This is a genomic window from Endozoicomonas sp. 2B-B (assembly GCF_053470045.1).
The window spans coordinates 646,216-664,170 of sequence record NZ_JBLZMU010000001.1 but is presented as its reverse complement, the minus strand read 5'-3'; the positions used below and the strand labels follow the sequence as shown (position 1 = coordinate 664,170).

Here is a 17,955-nt window from a genome sequence, read left to right as displayed (position 1 = left end):
AAGACAATAACGGCAATCATCAGACACTTAGAAGTCAAAAGACGTTTGTTCTGCTGACTCTTCTCTACGCTGACAGCGATTAAACCGTCTGCCAGACTGACGCGCAACCTCTGGTCAGTTACAGAGTCTTCAAAGCAATTTTTTTTCGCCGTTCGCCGGTAATGGTTTCTGCGGAAGTTTCCTGCTTTTTCAAATTGGAAACCGGGTTCACCTCCAAGCTCATTTCATATTGGAGGAGACTTTTTGGCTGGCAGTGCAAAATTTTAATCTAAGCTCAAGTTCGGTCTTTCATTAAGAGCGAATTGAGATATGCATTATTATTTTATTCATCAATCGAGATGGCTTTCTTTATTCGTTTTGTTATCCAGCCTGCAAGTGCTGGCTACACCCTGTAAAAATTGCGGCAAAGAAATTGAGCACGGGAAGGACGAACAAATGTTCTGTCGAACCTGTGATTCCGGCAAGTCTGCTTCTCCGCCTCTTGATCCGTCGTCCTCCGCTGATCAAAGTTTGAAAAGCTCTGCAGCTAAAAACGCCACCGGAGCAACGAACTCTGAGAATCCTTTTCCCAAGTTTTATGTGTTCCCTTTCAGGATCTTGTCGTTTGACGCAGATGAAAATGATGATGTGCTTGTTGCTCAAGCTCGATTGAGTGGCTTGGCTATCGATGCTTTTGAGCGTGGAAATGGCGATGCACTGGCTGAGTATATTGCTCAAAGGCTGATAAATCTTGCTGGCCTTATGAAGGTGGATCATCTGAAAATCAAGTTTATGGAGGGGTATCGACTGCAACAGCTATCGGAGATGGTGGAGCAAAAGCAAAAGCAGTTGAAGTTCTCGCAAAAAATTCACCAGGCAGTGCTCAGTGCAGGAGCTGCTGAAGGAACAAAAATAGTAAAGATGCCAATCCATGAAAGGGTAGAAGATCTGACTAGTGAAAGAGCCGCGAAAATAGACCCATCTCAATGGCCGGACCTGTCAGATATGGGAATGGTCCACCTGCTCACTGCTGAGTTTCAGAATTCCCCACTGATGATGGATCTTACTTCTGTTTTTCAAGCTATTCAGCAAGGAAACATGATACAGCTGATCATTACTCGAATGGCGGTAGCAGATGAGGGCAATAAGACTGCCGAAGGCACAGTTACGCCTCTGATATTCGCCGCTATTATTCCAAACCCTTTTATGGCAGGTCAAACAAAGTCTGCAGATATGCATCTGTTATTGGGAAGCCCGCCACTGCATGTTAATCAAGATAATTTAATGAACGCACTCACAGCCGTTATGAATGTAGTCAGTGAACACGAGCACAATGCTGATTTATCTTTACACTTTTTTCTTAGCCCTCAAATCAACATTCAGGATAACGGAGATCCACTGTCATCAATCCCCAATATTGAGAATTCTATTAATCCTAATTTTCCTGTTAGCGGATTTGCCACTAAGTAAGGCCTTTTGACGTCGGAATAAGACAATAACTGCCATCATCACACATTTAGGAGTCAGAAGACGTTTGTTCTGATGACTCTGTCCTATACTGACGGGATGGTTGGGCGGGACTGGCCTTTCTTTAAGCGATTTTCTGGCTGGAAAGGCGAAATTTTAGTCTATGCTCACATTCGTTTCTTATTAAGGACTGATTGGGATATGCATCCTTATTTTATTCATCAATCGAGATGGCTCTTTTTATCTGTTTTATTATTTAGCCTGCAAGTGCTGGCTACCCCCTGCAGGAATTGCGGCAAAGAAAGTGAGCCCGGTAAGGATGGGCAAATGTTCTGCCAAACCTGTGATTCCTGGAAGTCTGCTTTTCCACCACCTGATCCGTCATCCTCCGCTGATGAAGGTCTGAAAAGCTCTGCAGCTCAAAATACCAGCGGAGCAACGAACTCTGAGATACCTGCTCCCGAGTTATATCCGGTAAACTATAATTTCCTGTTCTTAGAGAAGGACGACAATGATGAGTTAATTGCCCGAGTTCAAATCGGTAGCATGCTTGTTTATGCCGCTGAGCGGGAAGATAGCGATTTGCATGCCACATTAGCTGAGCTAATTGCTCTGGATCTCATAAATCTTTACGATCTCATTAAGTTGGATATTCTGAAATTTGAGCGGGAAGATGACGATTACGATGTGTATGCCACATTGGCAGATCTAATTGCTCTGAATCTCACAGATCTTTACGATCTCATTAAGTTGGATGTTCTGAAAGTTGAGCGGGAAGAGGGAGGCTCCCCAACGCTATTGGATAAGCGGGAGGATAGGGACCGCCTGCAAAACCTGTTGGGAATAGTGGAGCAAGTACAAAAGCTATTGGAGGTAGCGGGGCAAGGGCAAAAGCAACTGGGGAGGTTGAAGCTGAGGCAAACGCAGTTGAAGTTCTTGTTAAAACTGCATCAGGCGTTGCTTAGTGAAGATACTGTTTCAGTGAGACTAATAAAGACACCAATCCATGAAAAGGCAGAATCTCTGAGTCGTAAAATAGCTGCGGAAATAGACCCATCTCAATGGCCGGACTTGTCAGATATGGGAATGGCTCACCTGCTCAGTGCTGAGTTTCAGAATTCACCACTGACGATCGATCTTACTTCTGTTTTTAACGCTATTCAGCAAGGAAATATGGTACAGCTGATCGTTACTCAAACGGCGGTAGCAGATGAAGGTAATCAGGCTGAAGCAGGCACAGTGAGGCCTTTGATACATGGCGCTATTATTCCAAACCCTATTATGAACGCTCAAACAGTGCCTATAAATATGCATCTGTTATTGGGAACCCTTCCACTGCATGTTAATCAAGATAATTTAATAAACACACTTACAGCCATTATGAAGATACTCGCTGAAAACGAGCACAATTTATCCTTACACTTTTTTCTGCCCCCCCAAGCGTATATTCAGGATAACGAAGATCTTCTATTATCAATCCCCGATATCGAACATTCGATTAATCGTAATCTTCCCGATAGCGCATTGTCACCGAAGCTGTAACAAGACTATCAGTGCAATCATCACAGACTCAGGAGTCAGAAGACGTTTGTTCTGATGACTCTGTTCTATGCTGACGGGATGGTTGGGCCGGACTGGCCTTTCTTTAAGAAGTTTTCTGGCTGGAAAAACAAAATTTTAAGTACTCAGCTATACGGAATCGAATATTTCTGGCTTATTGGGCAGGTGCTCTGCAAGGCGCAACGACGGGAACATAGCAAGCTATGTGGCCAGAGTTGTAACGCAGTCAGAGTGACTGAACTATAAGTCAGAAAATATGATTTCGTATGGTTGAGTACTTAGTCTATGCTCACATTCGTTTCTTATTAAGGGCTGATTGAGATATGCATCCTTATTTTATTCATCAATCGAGATGGCTCTTTTTATCTGTTTTATTATTTAGCCTGCAAGTGCTGGCTACCCCCTGCAGGAATTGCGGCAAAGAGAGTGAACCCGGTAAGGATGGGCAAATGTTCTGCCGAACCTGTGATTCCGGGAAACTTACTTCTCCACCTCCCAGTCCGTCATCCACTATTGATAAAGGTTTGAAAAGATCCGCAGCCAGAATGAATGCCACTGAGGCGACGGACGATGAGTTATCTGATCACTCAGAGTCAGATTCGTCACCCTTCGGGATCTGGGTAATGAGTGATGAAAATGAAGATCTGTTGAATGTTCAAGTTGAAGTCAGTGACAGGACTGTAGATGCTTTTGAGCGAAAAGATGGCAATGCATATGCCAAGTCACTTGCTAAAGTACTTGCTCAGAATATGGCAAAGATTGCCAGAAACCTGAAGGTGAATCAGCTGGACATCAGTTTCAAGGAGGAGCATCACTGTCATCAGAAAAAGGAGAGGCGAGATCATCAACATCTGCATAAGTCCCTGGCATTTTTTATACGTCACTTTCAAAAGCAGTTAGAGATGCAGGATCATCAAGAACTGCATAACTCCCTGGCATTTTTTATACGTGACTTCAAGCAGATGGAGGTGCGGGATCAGCTGCAAGAGCAGCAGGAGATGATGCAAAAACTGCATCAGGCAGCGCTTGGTTCAGGCGCTGTAGAGAAAGAAAAGATGCCAATCCATGAAAAGGCAATAGCTTTGACTCGCGAGAGAGCCACGAAAATAGCCCCATCTCAATGGCCAGACCTGTCAGATGCGGGAATGACTCTCCTGCTCAGTATTAAGTATCAGAATGACCTGCTGATGATGGATCTTACTTCTGTTTTTCGGGCTATCCAGGAAGGAAATATGATACAGCTTATCGTTACTCAAAGGGTGGCAGCAGATGAGGGTAATCAGGCTGCCGCAGGCACAACCAGGCTGTTCATGCTTGGCGCAATTATGCCAGCTCCTGCTACAGACGATGATACAGTGTCTATGGATATGCACGTGTTAATCGGGACCCAGCAGCCACTGCATGTTAATCAACAAAATTTAATGAACATACTCATAGCCGCTAAGGAGGTGGCTGGTGAATACGAGCACGGTGCCGATTTATCTTTATACTTTTTTCTAAGCCCTCAAATCAATATTCAGATTAACGAAGATCCTCTATCATCAATCCCCGATATCGAACATTCGATTAATCGTAATCTTCCTGATAGCGCATTGTCACCGAAGCTGTGAGAAGACAATAAGTGCAATCATCACAGACTCAGGAATCAGAAGACGTTTGTTCTGATGACGTGATTTGACCACATCATGAATTAACCTCCGCTCCCGGAAGAGCCCCTCAAATCATCGGGCCGGACGGGACGAGCCTTTCTTTAAGAAATTTTCCGGCTGTAAAGGAAAATTTTTAGTCTAAGCTCAGATTCGTTTTTCTATTAAAGGCGGATTGAGATATGCATCATGATTTTATTCATCAATCGCGATGGCTCTTTTTATCTGTTTTGTTATTTAGCCTGCAAGTGTCGGCTACCCACTGTAAGCTTTGCGGCAAAGAGAGCGAGCCCGGTAAAGATGGGCAAATGTTCTGCCAAACCTGTGATTCCGGAAAGTCTGCTTCTCCACCCCATGATCCGCCATCCTTCTCTGATGAAGGTTTGAAAAGCTCTGCCGCCGAAAAGAAGGCCACCGAAGCAACAAACGATGAGATACCTGCTCAGGACAAGACGAACATTTTAGAGTTCAGGGAGCTGTGGAAAGAGTTGATGGACTCGTGGGCTCCGCTGCAAGCACAGCCGGAGATGATGCAAAGGCTGCATCAGGCAGAACTTAGTGCAGGAGCTACAGAGACAGAAAGGATGCCAATCCATGAAAAGGCAAGAGCTTTGATCCGTAAGAGACACTCGAAAGAAAACCGATTTAAATCGTCGAACATGTCATATATGAAAAAGGTTTATCTGCTCAGTGTCGGGTTTCAGAATTCACAACTGGCGATGGATCCTGCTTCTGTTTTTCAGGTTATTCAGAGAGGAGATATGATACAACTGAGCATTTCTGCTCAAATGGTGGAAGCAGATGCGGGCAATCAGGTTGCCGCAGCCGCCACAACCAGGCTGCTGGAGATTCATGGAGCTATTATTCCAGACCCTGCTACGGAGGGTGATGCAGAGTCTACAGATATGCACCTGTTCATCGGAACCCAGCAGCCGCTGCGTGTAAATCAACAAAACCTAATGAGCGTACTCACAGCCACCATGGAGGTAGTTGCTGAAAACTCGCACAATAATGATGCATCTCTACACTTTCATTTGATCCCACAAACGTCTATTCCGCCCGACGAAGATCCTCTACTGCCATCCTCCAATATCGAAGATTGGATCAATCGTAATCTTCCCGATAGCGGATCTGCCACTGATCAGTTGTGACGCTGGAATAAGACAATAACTGCAACCATCACAGACTCAGGAGTCAGAAGATGTTTGTTCTGCTGATTCTGACAGTGCGGTTTGACCGCATCATAAACTGATCTCTGATCCCGGGCGAGCTGTCATATTATCGGTTTGGGCTGAGCTTGCCTTTCTTTAAGACATTCCCTGGCTTGCAGTGCAAAATTTTAGTCTATGCTCAAATTCGTTTTTTTATTAAAGGCGAATTAGTGTATGCATCATTATTTTATTCATCAATCGAGATGGCTTTCTTTATTTGTTTTGTTACTTAGCGCGCAGGTGCTGGCTGCACCTTTTACCTGTGAGAGGTGCGGCAAAGAGTTTTTCTGCCGAACCTGTGATTCCGGGAACTCTACTTCTACACCTTCTGGTCCGTCATCCTGTGCTTATAAAGATATGAAAAGCTCTGCAGCTAAAAACACCAGCGGAGCAACGAACTCTGAGAGACCTGATCTCGAAGAGTTTTATCTGCCAGCCTACAGATTCTCGTCGGTAGAGAAAGGTGAAAATGGTGATTCGTTGATTGTTCAAGTTAAAGTCCGAGAGAGTGTTATTGATGCTATCGAGCGGGCAGCAGTAGAGAAAGAAGGCGATGCATGTACCAAGTCATTGGCTGAGCTAATTGCTTCTAAGCTTGTAGCTATTGGCAATCACAGCAAGATAGATCATGTGAATTTTAAGTTGGATGAGGGGGATCAGGAACGTCTGCCAAAGCTATTTGAGATGGTGGGGCAAAAGCAAAAGCAGATCGAGTTCTCGAAAAAAATGTTTATGGCAGCGCGTGGTTCAGAAGTCGAACGGACAATAATGCGAAGGAGTACAATCCATAAAAGATTAGAGGCTCTGACTCGTGAAAGAGCCGCGAATATAGACCCATCTCAATGGCCAAACCTGTCGTATATGGGAATGACTCACCTGCTCACTGCTGAGTTTCAGAACGCCTCACTGATGTTCGATCTTACTGCTGCTTTTCAAGCTATTCAGGAAGGAAATATGATACAGCTGATCATTACCCGAATGGCGGCTGCAGATGAGGGCAATCAGGCTGCCGCTGGCACAGTCACGCCGGTGATGCTTGCAGCTCTTATTGAAGGCCCCACTCAGCGCCGTGATCAAGCAGAGTCTCCGAATATTCATCTGGTATGGGGAACCCCGCCAATGATTTATAATGATATGAACTTGCCCCCGCCACTGCGTTTTAATCAACATGATTTAATGGATGCACTCACAGCCATTATGAATGTGGTCAGTGAAAACGAGCAAAATGCTGATTTATCTTTACACTTTTTTACGACGCCTCAAACGTATATTCAGAATAACGAAGATCCTCTATTATCAATCCCCAATATCGAACATTCGATTAATCGTAATCTTCCCGATAGCGCATTTTCAACGAAGATCTAACAAGACTATGCAATCATTACAGACTCAGGAGTCAGGAGACGTTTGTTCTGCTGAGTCTGACAGTGCGGTTTGACCGCATACTAACCTCTGATCCTGGGCGAGCTGTCGTATTATCGGTTCGGGCTGAGCTTGCCTTTCTTTATGAAATGCCCTGGCTTGCAGTGCAAAATTTTAGTCTATGCTCATATTCGTTTTTTTTATTAAGGGCGAGTTGGGATATGCATCATTATTTTATTCATCAATCGAGATGGCTTTCTTTATTTGTTTTGTTACTTAGCGCGCAAGTGCTGGCTTCCCCCTGTACCTGTGAGAGGTGCGGCAAAGAGCTTTTCTGCCGAACCTGTGATTCCGGGAACTCTACTTCACCTTCTGGTCCGTCATCCTCTGCTGATGAAGATATGAAAAGCTCTGCAGCTAAAAACACCACCAGAGCAACGAACTCTGAGATACCTGATCCCGAGGCGTTTGATCCGATACCCTATAGATTCTCGGCGGTAGAGAAGGGTGAAAATGGTGATTCGTTGATTGTCCAGGTTAAAGTCCAAAGTAGGGTTATTGATGCTATCCAGCGTGCAGAAACAGAAAAAGATGGCGATGCAATTGCCAAGGCAGTGGCTGAGCAAATTGCTTCTAATCTTGTAGATATGGGCAATCTCAGCGGGTTAGATCATGCAAATTTCAAGTTGGATGAGGGGGATCAGGAACGTCTGCCAAAGCTATTTGAGATGGTGGAGCAAAAGCAAAAGCAGATCGAGTTCTTGAAAAAAATGTTTCTGGCAGCGCGTGGTGCAAAAGTCGAACGGACAATAATGGCAAGGAGTATAATCCATGAAAGAGCAGAGGTTCTGACTCGTGAAAGAGCCGCGAATATAGACCCATCTCAATGGCCAAACCTGTCGTATATGGGAATGACTCACCTGCTCACTGCTGGGTTTCAGAACGCCTCACTGATGTTCGATCTTACTGCTGTTTTTCAGGCTATTCAGGAAGGAAATATGATACAGCTGATCATCACTCAAACGCTTGCAGCAGATGAGGGCAATCAGGCTGCCGCTGGCACAGTCACGCCGGTGATGCTTGCAGCTCTTATTCCAGAAACCCTCTTATGGCGCCGTGAACAAACAGAGTCTTCGAATATTCATCTGGTATGGGGAACCCCGCCAATGATTTATAATGATATGAACCTGCCCCCGCCACTGCGTTTTAATCAAGATGATTTAATGGATGCACTCACAGCCATTATGAATGTGGTCAGTGAAAACGAGCAAAATGCTGATTTATCTTTACACTTTTTTACGACGCCTCAAACGTATATTGAGAATAACGAAGATCCTCTATTATCAATCCCCAATATCGAACATTCGATTAATCGTAATCTTCCCGATAGCGCATTTTCAGCGAAGATGTAACAAGACTATAAGTGCAATCCTCACAGACTCAGCAGTCATGAAACGTTTGTTCTGCTGAGTCTGACAGTGCGGTTTGACCGCATACTAACCTCTGATCCTGGGCGAGCTGTCGTATTATCGGTTCGGGCTGAGCTTGCCTTTCTTTATGAAATGCCCTGGCTTGCAGTGCAAAATTTTAGTCTATGCTCATATTCGTTTTTTTATTAAGGGCGCATTGGTATATGCATCTTTATTTTATTCATCAATCGAGATGGCTTTCTTTATTTGTTTTGTTACTTAGCGTGCAAGTGCTGGCTTCCCCCTGTACCTGTGAGAGGTGCGGCAAAGAGCTTTTCTGCCGAACCTGTGATTCCGGGAACTCTACTTCACCTTCTGGTCCGTCATCCTCTGCTGATGAAGATATGAAAAGCTCTGCAGCTAAGAACACCACCGGAGCAACGAACTCTGAGATACCTGATCCCGAGGCGTTTGATCCGATACCCTATAGATTCTCGGCGGTAGAGAAGGGTGAAAATGGTGATTCGTTGATTGTCCAGGTTAAAGTCCAAAGTAGGGTTATTGATGCTATCCAGCGTGCAGAAACACAAGAAGATGGCGATGCATCTTCCAAGGGATTGGCTGAGCTAATTGCTTCTAATCTTGTAGATATGAGCAATATCAGAGGGATAGATCATGTCAATTTTAAGTTAGATGAGGGGGATCAGGAACGTCTGCCAAAGCTATTTGAGATGGTGGAGCAAAAGCAAAAGCAGATGGAGTTCCTGGAAAAAATGTATCTGGCAGCGTGCAGTGCGGGAGCCGGACAGACACTAATGTTAAAGACGCCAATCCATTTTAGGGTAGAGGCTCTGTCTCGTGAAAGAGCGGCGAAAATAGACCCATCTCAATGGCCAGACCTGTCATATATGGGAATGACTCACCTGCTCACTGCTGAGTTTCAGAACGCCTCACTGACGATCGATCTTACTGCTGTTTTTCAAGCTATTCAGGAAGGAAATATGATACAGCTGATCATTACTCAAACGGTTGCAGCAGATGAGGGCAATCAGGCTGCCGCTGGCACAGTCACGCCGGTGATGCTTGCAGCTATTATTCCAGAAGCCTTCAATCGTTACAGCAGCTGTTCAGAGTCCACGAATATTCATCTGGTATGGGGAACCCCAGCAATGCTTTTTAATGATATACACCTGCCTCTGCCACTGCATTTTAATAATCAACATAGTAATTTAATGAATGCACTCACAGCCATTATGAATGTGGTCAGTGAATACGAGCAAAATGCTGATTTATCTTTACACTTTTTTGTGGCTCCTCAAACGTATATTCAGAATAACGAAGATCCTCTATTAACAATCCTCAATATCGAACATTCGATTAATCGTAATCTTCCCGATAGTGCATTTTCAGCGAAGATGTAACAAGACTATAAATGCAATCATCACAGACTCAGGCGTCAGAAGACGTTTGTTCTGCTGATTCTGACAGTGCGGTTTGACCGCATCATAAACTGACCTCTGATCCTGGGCGAGCTGTCATATTATCGGTTTGGTCTGAGCTTGCCTTTCTTTAAGAAATTCCCTGGCTTGCAGTGCAAAATTTTAGTCTATGCTCATATTCGTTTTTTTATTAAGGGCGAATTGAGATATGCATCATTATTTTATTCATCAATCGAGATGGCTTTATTTATTTGTTTTGTTACTTAGCGTGCAAGTGCTGGCTGCACCCGGTACCTGTAAGAGGTGCGGCAAAGAGGTGTTCTGCCGAACCTGTGATTCCGGGAACTCTACTTCTTCACCTTCTGGTCCGTCATCCTCTGCTGATGAGGACATGAAAAGCTCTGCAGCTAAAACCACCGGAGCAACGAACTCTGAGACACCTAATTCCGTGGAGTTATATCTGAAACCCTATAGATTCTTGTCGGTAAAGAGGGAAAATGATGACACGTTGATAGTTCAATTTAAAATCAGAGACTGGGCTATTGATGATATCGAAAGGGCGGAAACAGAAGAAGATGGCGATGCATGTGCCATGGCATTTGCTGAGCAAATGGCTTCTAATCTTGTAGATATGCGCAATATCATCAAAGGGATAAATTATGTCAATTTTGAGTTGGAGGAGGGGGATCAGGAACGTCTGCCAAAGCTATTTAAGATGGTGGAGCAAAAGCAAAAGCAGATCGAGTTCTTGCAAAAAATGTATCTGGCAGCGCTTGGTGCAGAAGACGAACGAGCAATAACGTTTAGAAGGTGGACAATCCATGAAAGAGTAGATGCTCTGACTCGTGAAAGAGCCGCGAATATAGACCCATCTCAATGGCCGGACCTGTCGTATATGGGAATGACTCACCTGCTCACTGCTGAGTTTCAGAACGCCTCACTGATGTTCGACCTTACTGCTGTTTTTCAGGCTATTCAGGAGGGAAATATGATACAGCTGATCATTACCCGAATGGCGGCTGCAGATGAGGGCAATCAGGCTGCCGCTGGCACAGTCACGCCCGTGATGCTTGCAGCTCTTATTGAAGACCCCACTCAGCGCCGTGATCAAGCAGAGTCTCCGAATGTTCATCTGGTATGGGGAGCCGTGCCAATGATTTATCATGATGAGAACCTGCCCCCGCCACTGCGTTTTAATCAACATGATTTAATGGATGCACTCACAGCGATTATGAATGTGGCCAGTGAATACGAGCAAAATGCTGATTTATCTTTACACTTTTTTGCGGCTCCTCAAACGTATATTCAGAATAACGAAGATCCTCTATCATCAATCCCCGATATCGAACATTCGATTAATCGAAATCTTCCCGATAGTGCATTTTCAGCGAAGATGTAACAAGACTATAAATGCAATCATCACAGACTCAGGCGTCAGAAGACGTTTGTTCTGCTGATTATGCCAGTGCGGTTTGACCGCATCATAAACTGACCTCTGATCCTGGGCGAGCTGTCATATTATCGGTTTGGGCTGAGCTTGCCTTTCTTTAAGAAATTCCCTGGCTTGCAGTGCAAAATTTTAGTCTATGCTCATATTCGTTTTTTTATTAAGGGCGAATTGGGATATGCATCATTATTTTATTCATCAATCGAGATGGCTTTCTTTATTTGTTTTGTTACTTAGCGTGCAAGTGCTGGCTGCACCCGGTACCTGTAAGAGGTGCGGCAAAGAGGTGTTCTGCCGAACCTGTGATTCCGGGAACTCTACTTCTCCACCTTCCGGTCCGTCATCCTCCGCTGATGAAGATATGAAAAGCTCTGCAGCTAAAAACACCACCGGAGCAACGAACTTTGAGATACCTGATCCCGGGGCGTTTGATCCAATACCCTATAAATTCTTGTCGGTAAAGAAGGGTGAAAATGATGATACGTTGATTGTTCAGGTTAAAGTCAAAGACTGGGCTTTTGATGCTATCGCGCGGGCAGAAGCAGAAGAAGATGGCGATGCATATGCCAAGGCATTGGCTGAGCGAATTGCTTATAGTCTTGTAGATATGGGTCATCTCAGCGGGATAGATCATGTAAATTTTAAGTTGGAGGAGGGGGATCAGGAACGTCTGCCAAAGCTATTTGAGATGGTGGAGCAAAAGCAAAAGCAGATGGAGTTCCTGGAAAAAATGTCTCTGGCAGCGCGTAGTGCAGGAGCCGGACAGACAGTACTGTTAACGTTGCCAATCCATTCCAGGGTAGAGGCTCTGTCTCGTGAAAGAGCGGCGAAAATAGACCCATCTCAATGGCCGGACCTGTCATATATGGGAATGACTCACCTGCTCACTGCTGAGTTTCAGAACGCCTCACTGATGATCGATCTTACTGCTGTTTTTCAAGCTATTCAGGAAGGAAATATGTTACAGCTGATCGTTACTCGAATGACGGTGGCCGATGCGGGTAATCAGGCTGCCGCTGGCACAGTCACGCCGGTGATGCTTGCAGCTATTATTCCAGAAGCCTTCAATCCTTGCAGCAGCTGTTCAGAGTCTACAAATGTTCATCTGGTATGGGGAACCCCAGCGATGCTTTTTAATGATCTACACCTGCCTCTGCCACTGCATTTTAATAATCAACATAGTAATTTAATGAATGCACTCACAGCCATTATGAATGTGGTCAGTGAATACGAGCACAATGCAGATTTATCTTTACACTTTTTTATGAGCCCTCAATCGTATATTCAGAATGACGAAGATCGTCCTGTATCGTGTGAAATCTATCACAACCCTTCGCTTTATCTTGGTCTTCCCGTCAGTGAAGTTGCCGTTGACAGTGGAATAAAACAATAAGCGCAATCATCACAGGTTCGAGAGCCAGAAGACGTTTGTTCTGCTGATTCCTTTGAATGCTAAACTATGACTTTCGGTGCCATTCTGACCTCTCTTCTTAAAGAGGTTTTACTTCCTGTCGAATCTTTCCTGTTTCGATAGCTTCCAGAAAAGCGCCTCCCAATCTGTCACTCTCTTTAATGACTTTTTGCCAGTACTTAACCCTTTCATCAAAAGAAAAGGTTTTAAAATCGGTTCTGTCCGGAATTTTGCCATAGGGAAGTTTGCTGACAAAGGATTCAGAAGGGTACACCAAAACCAGCTTGTCACAGTGTTCAATGGCCGGTGTTCGCCACTTCAGGCTTTTATCAAACCAGCCAGGCACGATTCGTTGATAGAAGTGAGGGTAAAGAATCAGGCCCTCTCCCTTCGGAAATGCCATGTCAAAATGGTAGTCTGTGATGCCGCCATCCCGATACACACCTTTCGGGGCACCGGCAATATTCCGCACCCCTTCCATCGCCAGAGGAATTGATCCGGAGGCCATAATGGCATCCAGCATATTCTCTTCGGATAAAGAAACCCTCTCTGTTGGCAGGTTGTCCATTTTGTAGAACGGAGCATTGGCATCAGGATGATGGAAAAGCGTTCTGGTAAAAAAAGCCCCCAGTGTTTTGCGGCTGAATGTATTGCCGATTGCTGCAAGGCTGAGTCCCGAGAGCTGTTTCAGGTTCACATCGCTTTTGATAAGCCCCCGGCTCTTGGCTGCGATCAGGTTAAATCTTATGACCCCATTGGCAAGAATCTCGTTTGCTCCATTCTCACCCAACATGTCCCGGGCCAGAACCCGGCACTTTCGGCTGACCTCCGCAGCATCTGGCTCTATTGAATACTCTGTCAGCAAGTAACCCTGTTCAAGCCGGTGGTGAGCTTCGAGGGCATTTTCCTGAGCATAACAACTGAGGCGCCATGCTCCCGCAGACGTACCTAAGAGGTTCAGGGGCTGCTGTCTGTCTTTAAAATATTCACCGATCAGACACTTGTCCAGACCTGTTAACACGAACCATTTGGGACCGCCTGAAGCCCCCAGCATGATATCAATACCGGACTGGGGAAGACCTTCATCTCGTATTTTTTCCAGAGCTGTGGAACCGGCCCTGATTTCAAGGACATCAGTCATTACTGAACGTGCTCTAACAACGCTTGCCGGATATCTTCAGGAATGGAAGTCGCTTTTCCGGCTGCAAAATCATAATGAATCACCACCGCCTTGCCTCGTGCCGCCAGAACGTTTATTGGAAACCTGGCTTCAAATAGACTGCAATGGCTTCCTGCTGTCAGTATTGTTGTTTAAACAGGTTCCTATGATGCCTGCATGAGAAAAAGATGCAAATAGTCGTTTAGCATGTCTAACTATTCAGGGTAGACGATGGCAGGAGCCCATTTCAGCCATTCAGCTTGCGGTTCATCCGCCAGCTCGAACGAAGTTTCAGGAGCAACCCTGTGTCCCTGCTCCGGCGTCGCAAAGGCAACGCCACCCGCCAGAACCGCTTCGAGGGATTCCGTTCGAAGCCTGGCACCACTGAACAAACCAAAATTGAAATCCACGCCACTGGCATTCCAGAATCGGCTTTTATGGGTTACCAGCGGCGCGTAGCGATCTTCGATGTTGAGAAAAATAATGACTTTGTTGGCAGGGTTACCCAACTTGAATCCGGTAACCACGCCTACCGGAATCTCCCGGTAATAAACGGGATTACCCGGTTTAATGGAACCCAGCTGAGCACTGACCAAGCGAATACGCAGACCACCAGAACGAGGCTGATCATCAGGCGCTCTTGGGTCTGCAACAAAAACATCACGCTTGGCAGCAGCCTGGGAGCGTGCTGGCGATACGTCGATATAAAGACCTGTCAACAAGGTTTCCAGGTGAGCTGTGTTGGTAAGACCCAGTTTAGGTTTAACCAGCCAGAACCTGGAACCTTTGCGAGCCAGCCAATCAGCGCCTCCATTGAGTAAGACGCTGGCTTTTATGGCTTTTTTGGCATCATCCAGATTAAGTTCTGTCACCTTTCCCATCTCCAGACCTTTGTACTTCAGTCGTGTACCTACCTGAAGGCCATCCGCCGATTCAAATTGAATATGTATCACCTTGCCGGTTTCACTTGCCCGGTTAATATCATCATACAAAACAAACCGGGTTTTATTGGCAACTTTGGCTGCATCAGGGTTTGGGGTTTTAAATGCAATGCCTCCTGAAATCATAGAGTTGAGTGTTCCTGTCCTGACTTTGAATCCCTGCAACCCACCTTCCAGAGTTACACCGCTGATATTCCAGAAAAGCGTGCTTTTATTCACGAGATGTTGATATTTGGGCTTGATCAATATTTTGATCACCACTTCCTGTTTTCCCAGCGTGTAGGACTCCACTTCACCAACAGGCATTTTTCTGTAGAGGACAGGGCTACCCTGATTCAGACCTTCAAGGGAGTCAGCCCTGAGCTCAAGGTGTAAGCCCGGAGAAGATGGTGAAGCCGGAGGCTTGGTGGCCAGACCCATAAAATCTGTTTCCGGTTCGGCATTTTTCATATCAACCTGACTGACATCCATAGCGATATAGCGGCCAGCCAATAAGGTCTCCAGGCCGGTGATGCCTTTGAGGTTTATTTGTGGTGCCACCATCCAGAAACGGGCACCTTTTACCAAAATGTTCCTGGCTTCAGGACGAATAACGGCCTCGGCAATAATGGCTGAGTAATCCTCATTAAACGACGTATTCTTGATAACGCCCACTTCCATACCATGAAACAGTATTTTTGATTTTTCCTGGCCAAGAGCGACATCCAGAGGGAACTTAATAGAAATACGAATTCCCGCTTCCGCTGCGTCATAATCGTCGTACAAAGGAAAGCGGGTGCCATCGGATGCTTTCGGTTCTTTTTCCTCCCATTCCGGAGTGTAAAGAGCGACCCCGCCCTGGATAATGGAAATCAACGACTGGGTTCTGACCTTCAGGTGCGTCAGACCTCCGGAAATATCCACCCCTCCCGCATTCCAGAAACGGGTATTTTTTCTTACCAGATGAGTGAACATCGGTTTGATGTAAACATGGACATCAACTCTTTCGTTATCCGATGAGAGAGCGTAGCGAGTCACTTCGCCAATCTTCAGACGGCGATAATAGACCGGGCTTCCCTCCTGCACAGAGGACAACTCTTCAGCCTGAAGTATCAGGCTCAGCCCACCGTCTTCTATGCCCGGCGCAGGAGGCGACTTCAGCGCCGAAAAGGATAGCTGTCTTACCCCCTTCTCAGAGGGCTTAAAAGCGATGTAGTTGCCAGAGACCAGAGTATCCAGACCGGACACGCCCGCTACAGAAAGTTGGGGCTGAACCAGCCAGAACTGACTGTTATCTCTGAGATACTTCTGCATCTGCCGATCCATTTCCAGCTCGACATCGACACCTTCAAGGTCTTTCGTCATGGTCATTCGAGCGACTTTACCTACCGCCAGACCGTTGTACCTGACTTCTGTTTTGCCTACTTGCATGCCTTTGGCACTGTCAAAATGAACGTGAACTTCGAGCCCGTGTTGATACAGTGTTCTCCAGATAAGAAAGGCAACAATCATCAGAGCAATAAGGGGCAGCAGCCAGATAGCCGGAACACGACGACGCTCTTTCAGATCAGCCTTCACAGCGATCTTTTCATCGCTCATTGTTGATCTCCTTTCAGACTGAACGGCCTTGACCGGTCCCAAAGTAATCTGGGGTCAAAGCTCATTGCCGCGCACATGGTCAACACCACCACCGCGGCAAACGCAAAAGCCGCAGGACCCGCCGTGACAGTGCCCAGATGCCCGAACTGCACCAGTGCGACGAGAAGGGAAATAATAAAAATATCCAGCATGGACCAGCGGCCAATCCAGACAATCAATCGATACAAGGCAGTCTGACGACCCGGGTTGATCCTTCTTGTATGCACACAAACCAGCAGCCATACCATGCCCAAAAGTTTCATCAAAGGGACCAGGATACTCGCTGTAAAAACCAGCAGCGCAATGGGTGCCATACCATGATGTATCAGCTCCATAACCCCAGACATGATCGTATCCGGCCTGCTGCGCCCAAAACGACTTACGATCATTATCGGCAGCATGTTTGCAGGTATGTAGAGCAGCGCGGCGGTGAAGGTTAGAGCCCAACAACGGGACAGGCTGTCTTTTTTTCTGGATCGCACTTTACTGCCACAACGGGGACACCGGACATCTTCTGCCTGACAAACCCTGTGGCAATCCAGACAGAGTTTTATCCCACAATCAGCACCGCTGGACATCGGGCCGGGTTGCTCCGAATCCGATGCAGTCATTCATCCTCTCCCAGCATTGTCCAGATCTCATGCTCGTTCAGGTTCTGGGCAATAATCAGTTCGCAGAGCATCAGTCCGGCAAAGCAATATAACCCTGTACCTATCTGCACGCTGGCCATATCTGCCAGTTTGATGACCGCGACCAGCGCACCCAGAAAATAGATTTCCGTCATGCCCCACTCTTCCAGGCGGGTATAAAGTCTCAGCAAACTTCTGGATATTCTGCGCCCCCGGCTAGTGATGGCAGATACAATGATTTTAAGCAGAATCAAAAGGCGAAAAAGAGGGATCAGTATGGCAGACAGGAGCACCAGCAAAGCTATAGCACCATAATCCCCTTGATAGAGAGCAGCAACACCTCCGCAAATCGTGCTTTGCTGCTCATTTCCCAGAATATCCATGGATAGAACAGGGTAATAATTGGCCGGTATAAACAGAATTAAGCCAGTCACAACCAGAGCCAGACTACTCTGAATGCCTGCAGGGCGATGAGACTCCAGCACACAGCCACATCGGGGGCATACAGCCTGCTGCCGACAGGCCGGGTCATGATTGAAGACCGGTGTATTTATCATCAGATCACAGTCAGGACAAAGCCTGATGCCTGAATCAAAACTCGTCTCTTTTTTAACCATATAGGTATATCTGGGGAAGAAACTGAACAAATTCTGCCATATAATCTGCCAGTGAATTTTA

Annotated in this window: 14 protein-coding genes; 10 read left to right on the top strand and 4 right to left on the bottom strand. The window is 46.0% G+C overall.

Annotated elements, in window-relative coordinates; genetic code table 11:
* The first annotated feature begins 309 nt into the window (after positions 1-309).
* From ACOMHB_RS02690 to ACOMHB_RS02645, 10 genes are all read left to right on the top strand, one after another.
* Positions 310-1,449, top strand: a complete 1,140-nt coding sequence (locus ACOMHB_RS02690) for a hypothetical protein (protein WP_448215391.1) — start codon at positions 310-312, stop codon at positions 1,447-1,449.
* Positions 1,450-1,521: 72 nt separating this feature from the next.
* Positions 1,522-2,988, top strand: coding sequence for a hypothetical protein (locus ACOMHB_RS02685; protein WP_448215390.1), 1,467 nt, complete (start codon positions 1,522-1,524; stop codon positions 2,986-2,988).
* Positions 2,989-3,329: 341 nt separating this feature from the next.
* A complete protein-coding gene (locus ACOMHB_RS02680; protein ID WP_448215389.1) occupies positions 3,330-4,616 on the top strand; it encodes a hypothetical protein in 1,287 nt (428 codons plus the stop codon).
* A 225-nt stretch (positions 4,617-4,841) separates the two neighbouring features.
* Complete coding sequence (locus ACOMHB_RS02675; protein ID WP_422442098.1) at positions 4,842-5,039, top strand: hypothetical protein; 198 nt, start codon at positions 4,842-4,844, stop codon at positions 5,037-5,039.
* Positions 5,036-5,803, top strand: coding sequence for a hypothetical protein (locus ACOMHB_RS02670; protein WP_448215388.1), 768 nt, complete (start codon positions 5,036-5,038; stop codon positions 5,801-5,803). Before ACOMHB_RS02675 ends, ACOMHB_RS02670 begins: the two co-directional genes overlap by 4 nt.
* A 417-nt stretch (positions 5,804-6,220) precedes the next feature.
* Complete coding sequence (locus tag ACOMHB_RS02665) at positions 6,221-7,228, top strand: hypothetical protein (protein ID WP_448215387.1); 1,008 nt, start codon at positions 6,221-6,223, stop codon at positions 7,226-7,228.
* Between the two features lie 218 nt (positions 7,229-7,446).
* Positions 7,447-8,637, top strand: a complete 1,191-nt coding sequence (locus ACOMHB_RS02660; RefSeq protein ID WP_448215386.1) for a hypothetical protein — start codon at positions 7,447-7,449, stop codon at positions 8,635-8,637.
* 401 nt (positions 8,638-9,038) lie between these two features.
* The gene (locus ACOMHB_RS02655) at positions 9,039-10,055 is read left to right on the top strand and encodes a hypothetical protein (protein WP_448215385.1); all 1,017 of its coding nucleotides are present in this window, start codon (positions 9,039-9,041) and stop codon (positions 10,053-10,055) included.
* A 226-nt stretch (positions 10,056-10,281) separates the two neighbouring features.
* Entirely contained in the window at positions 10,282-11,472 is a 1,191-nt protein-coding gene (locus ACOMHB_RS02650) for a hypothetical protein (protein ID WP_448215384.1), read from the top strand.
* A gap of 226 nt (positions 11,473-11,698) precedes the next feature.
* On the top strand, positions 11,699-12,913 hold the full coding sequence (locus tag ACOMHB_RS02645; protein ID WP_448215383.1) for a hypothetical protein: 1,215 nt from the start codon (positions 11,699-11,701) through the stop codon (positions 12,911-12,913).
* 97 nt (positions 12,914-13,010) lie between these two features.
* Here the strand turns inward: ACOMHB_RS02645 and ACOMHB_RS02640 are convergent, their stop codons facing one another.
* The 4 genes from ACOMHB_RS02640 to ACOMHB_RS02625 all read right to left on the bottom strand — a co-directional run bounded on the left by ACOMHB_RS02640 (position 13,011) and on the right by ACOMHB_RS02625 (position 17,894).
* Positions 13,011-14,072 (bottom strand): patatin-like phospholipase family protein, encoded by a 1,062-nt coding sequence (locus ACOMHB_RS02640; RefSeq protein ID WP_448215382.1) that lies wholly within the window; start codon positions 14,070-14,072, stop codon positions 13,011-13,013.
* Positions 14,073-14,305: 233 nt separating this feature from the next.
* Positions 14,306-16,609, bottom strand: coding sequence for a PqiB family protein (locus ACOMHB_RS02635; protein WP_448215381.1), 2,304 nt, complete (start codon positions 16,607-16,609; stop codon positions 14,306-14,308).
* Positions 16,606-17,259, bottom strand: a complete 654-nt coding sequence (locus ACOMHB_RS02630) for a paraquat-inducible protein A (protein WP_448215380.1) — start codon at positions 17,257-17,259, stop codon at positions 16,606-16,608. The genes ACOMHB_RS02635 and ACOMHB_RS02630 overlap by 4 nt, the downstream gene beginning before the upstream one ends.
* A complete protein-coding gene (locus tag ACOMHB_RS02625) occupies positions 17,256-17,894 on the bottom strand; it encodes a paraquat-inducible protein A (RefSeq protein ID WP_448215379.1) in 639 nt (212 codons plus the stop codon). Before ACOMHB_RS02625 ends, ACOMHB_RS02630 begins: the two co-directional genes overlap by 4 nt.
* Between the last annotated feature and the right edge of the window lie 61 nt (positions 17,895-17,955).

Coding starts and splice junctions, on each gene's coding strand:
- ACOMHB_RS02680 (WP_448215389.1), top strand. CDS start 3,330: ATGCATCCTTATTTTATTCATCAATCGAGATGGCTCTTTTTATCTGTT.
- ACOMHB_RS02630 (WP_448215380.1), bottom strand. CDS start 17,259: ATGACTGCATCGGATTCGGAGCAACCCGGCCCGATGTCCAGCGGTGCT.
- ACOMHB_RS02690 (WP_448215391.1), top strand. CDS start 310: ATGCATTATTATTTTATTCATCAATCGAGATGGCTTTCTTTATTCGTT.
- ACOMHB_RS02665 (WP_448215387.1), top strand. CDS start 6,221: ATGAAAAGCTCTGCAGCTAAAAACACCAGCGGAGCAACGAACTCTGAG.
- ACOMHB_RS02655 (WP_448215385.1), top strand. CDS start 9,039: ATGAAAAGCTCTGCAGCTAAGAACACCACCGGAGCAACGAACTCTGAG.
- ACOMHB_RS02645 (WP_448215383.1), top strand. CDS start 11,699: ATGCATCATTATTTTATTCATCAATCGAGATGGCTTTCTTTATTTGTT.
- ACOMHB_RS02660 (WP_448215386.1), top strand. CDS start 7,447: ATGCATCATTATTTTATTCATCAATCGAGATGGCTTTCTTTATTTGTT.
- ACOMHB_RS02625 (WP_448215379.1), bottom strand. CDS start 17,894: ATGGTTAAAAAAGAGACGAGTTTTGATTCAGGCATCAGGCTTTGTCCT.
- ACOMHB_RS02685 (WP_448215390.1), top strand. CDS start 1,522: ATGACTCTGTCCTATACTGACGGGATGGTTGGGCGGGACTGGCCTTTC.
- ACOMHB_RS02650 (WP_448215384.1), top strand. CDS start 10,282: ATGCATCATTATTTTATTCATCAATCGAGATGGCTTTATTTATTTGTT.
- ACOMHB_RS02635 (WP_448215381.1), bottom strand. CDS start 16,609: ATGAGCGATGAAAAGATCGCTGTGAAGGCTGATCTGAAAGAGCGTCGT.
- ACOMHB_RS02640 (WP_448215382.1), bottom strand. CDS start 14,072: ATGACTGATGTCCTTGAAATCAGGGCCGGTTCCACAGCTCTGGAAAAA.
- ACOMHB_RS02675 (WP_422442098.1), top strand. CDS start 4,842: ATGATTTTATTCATCAATCGCGATGGCTCTTTTTATCTGTTTTGTTAT.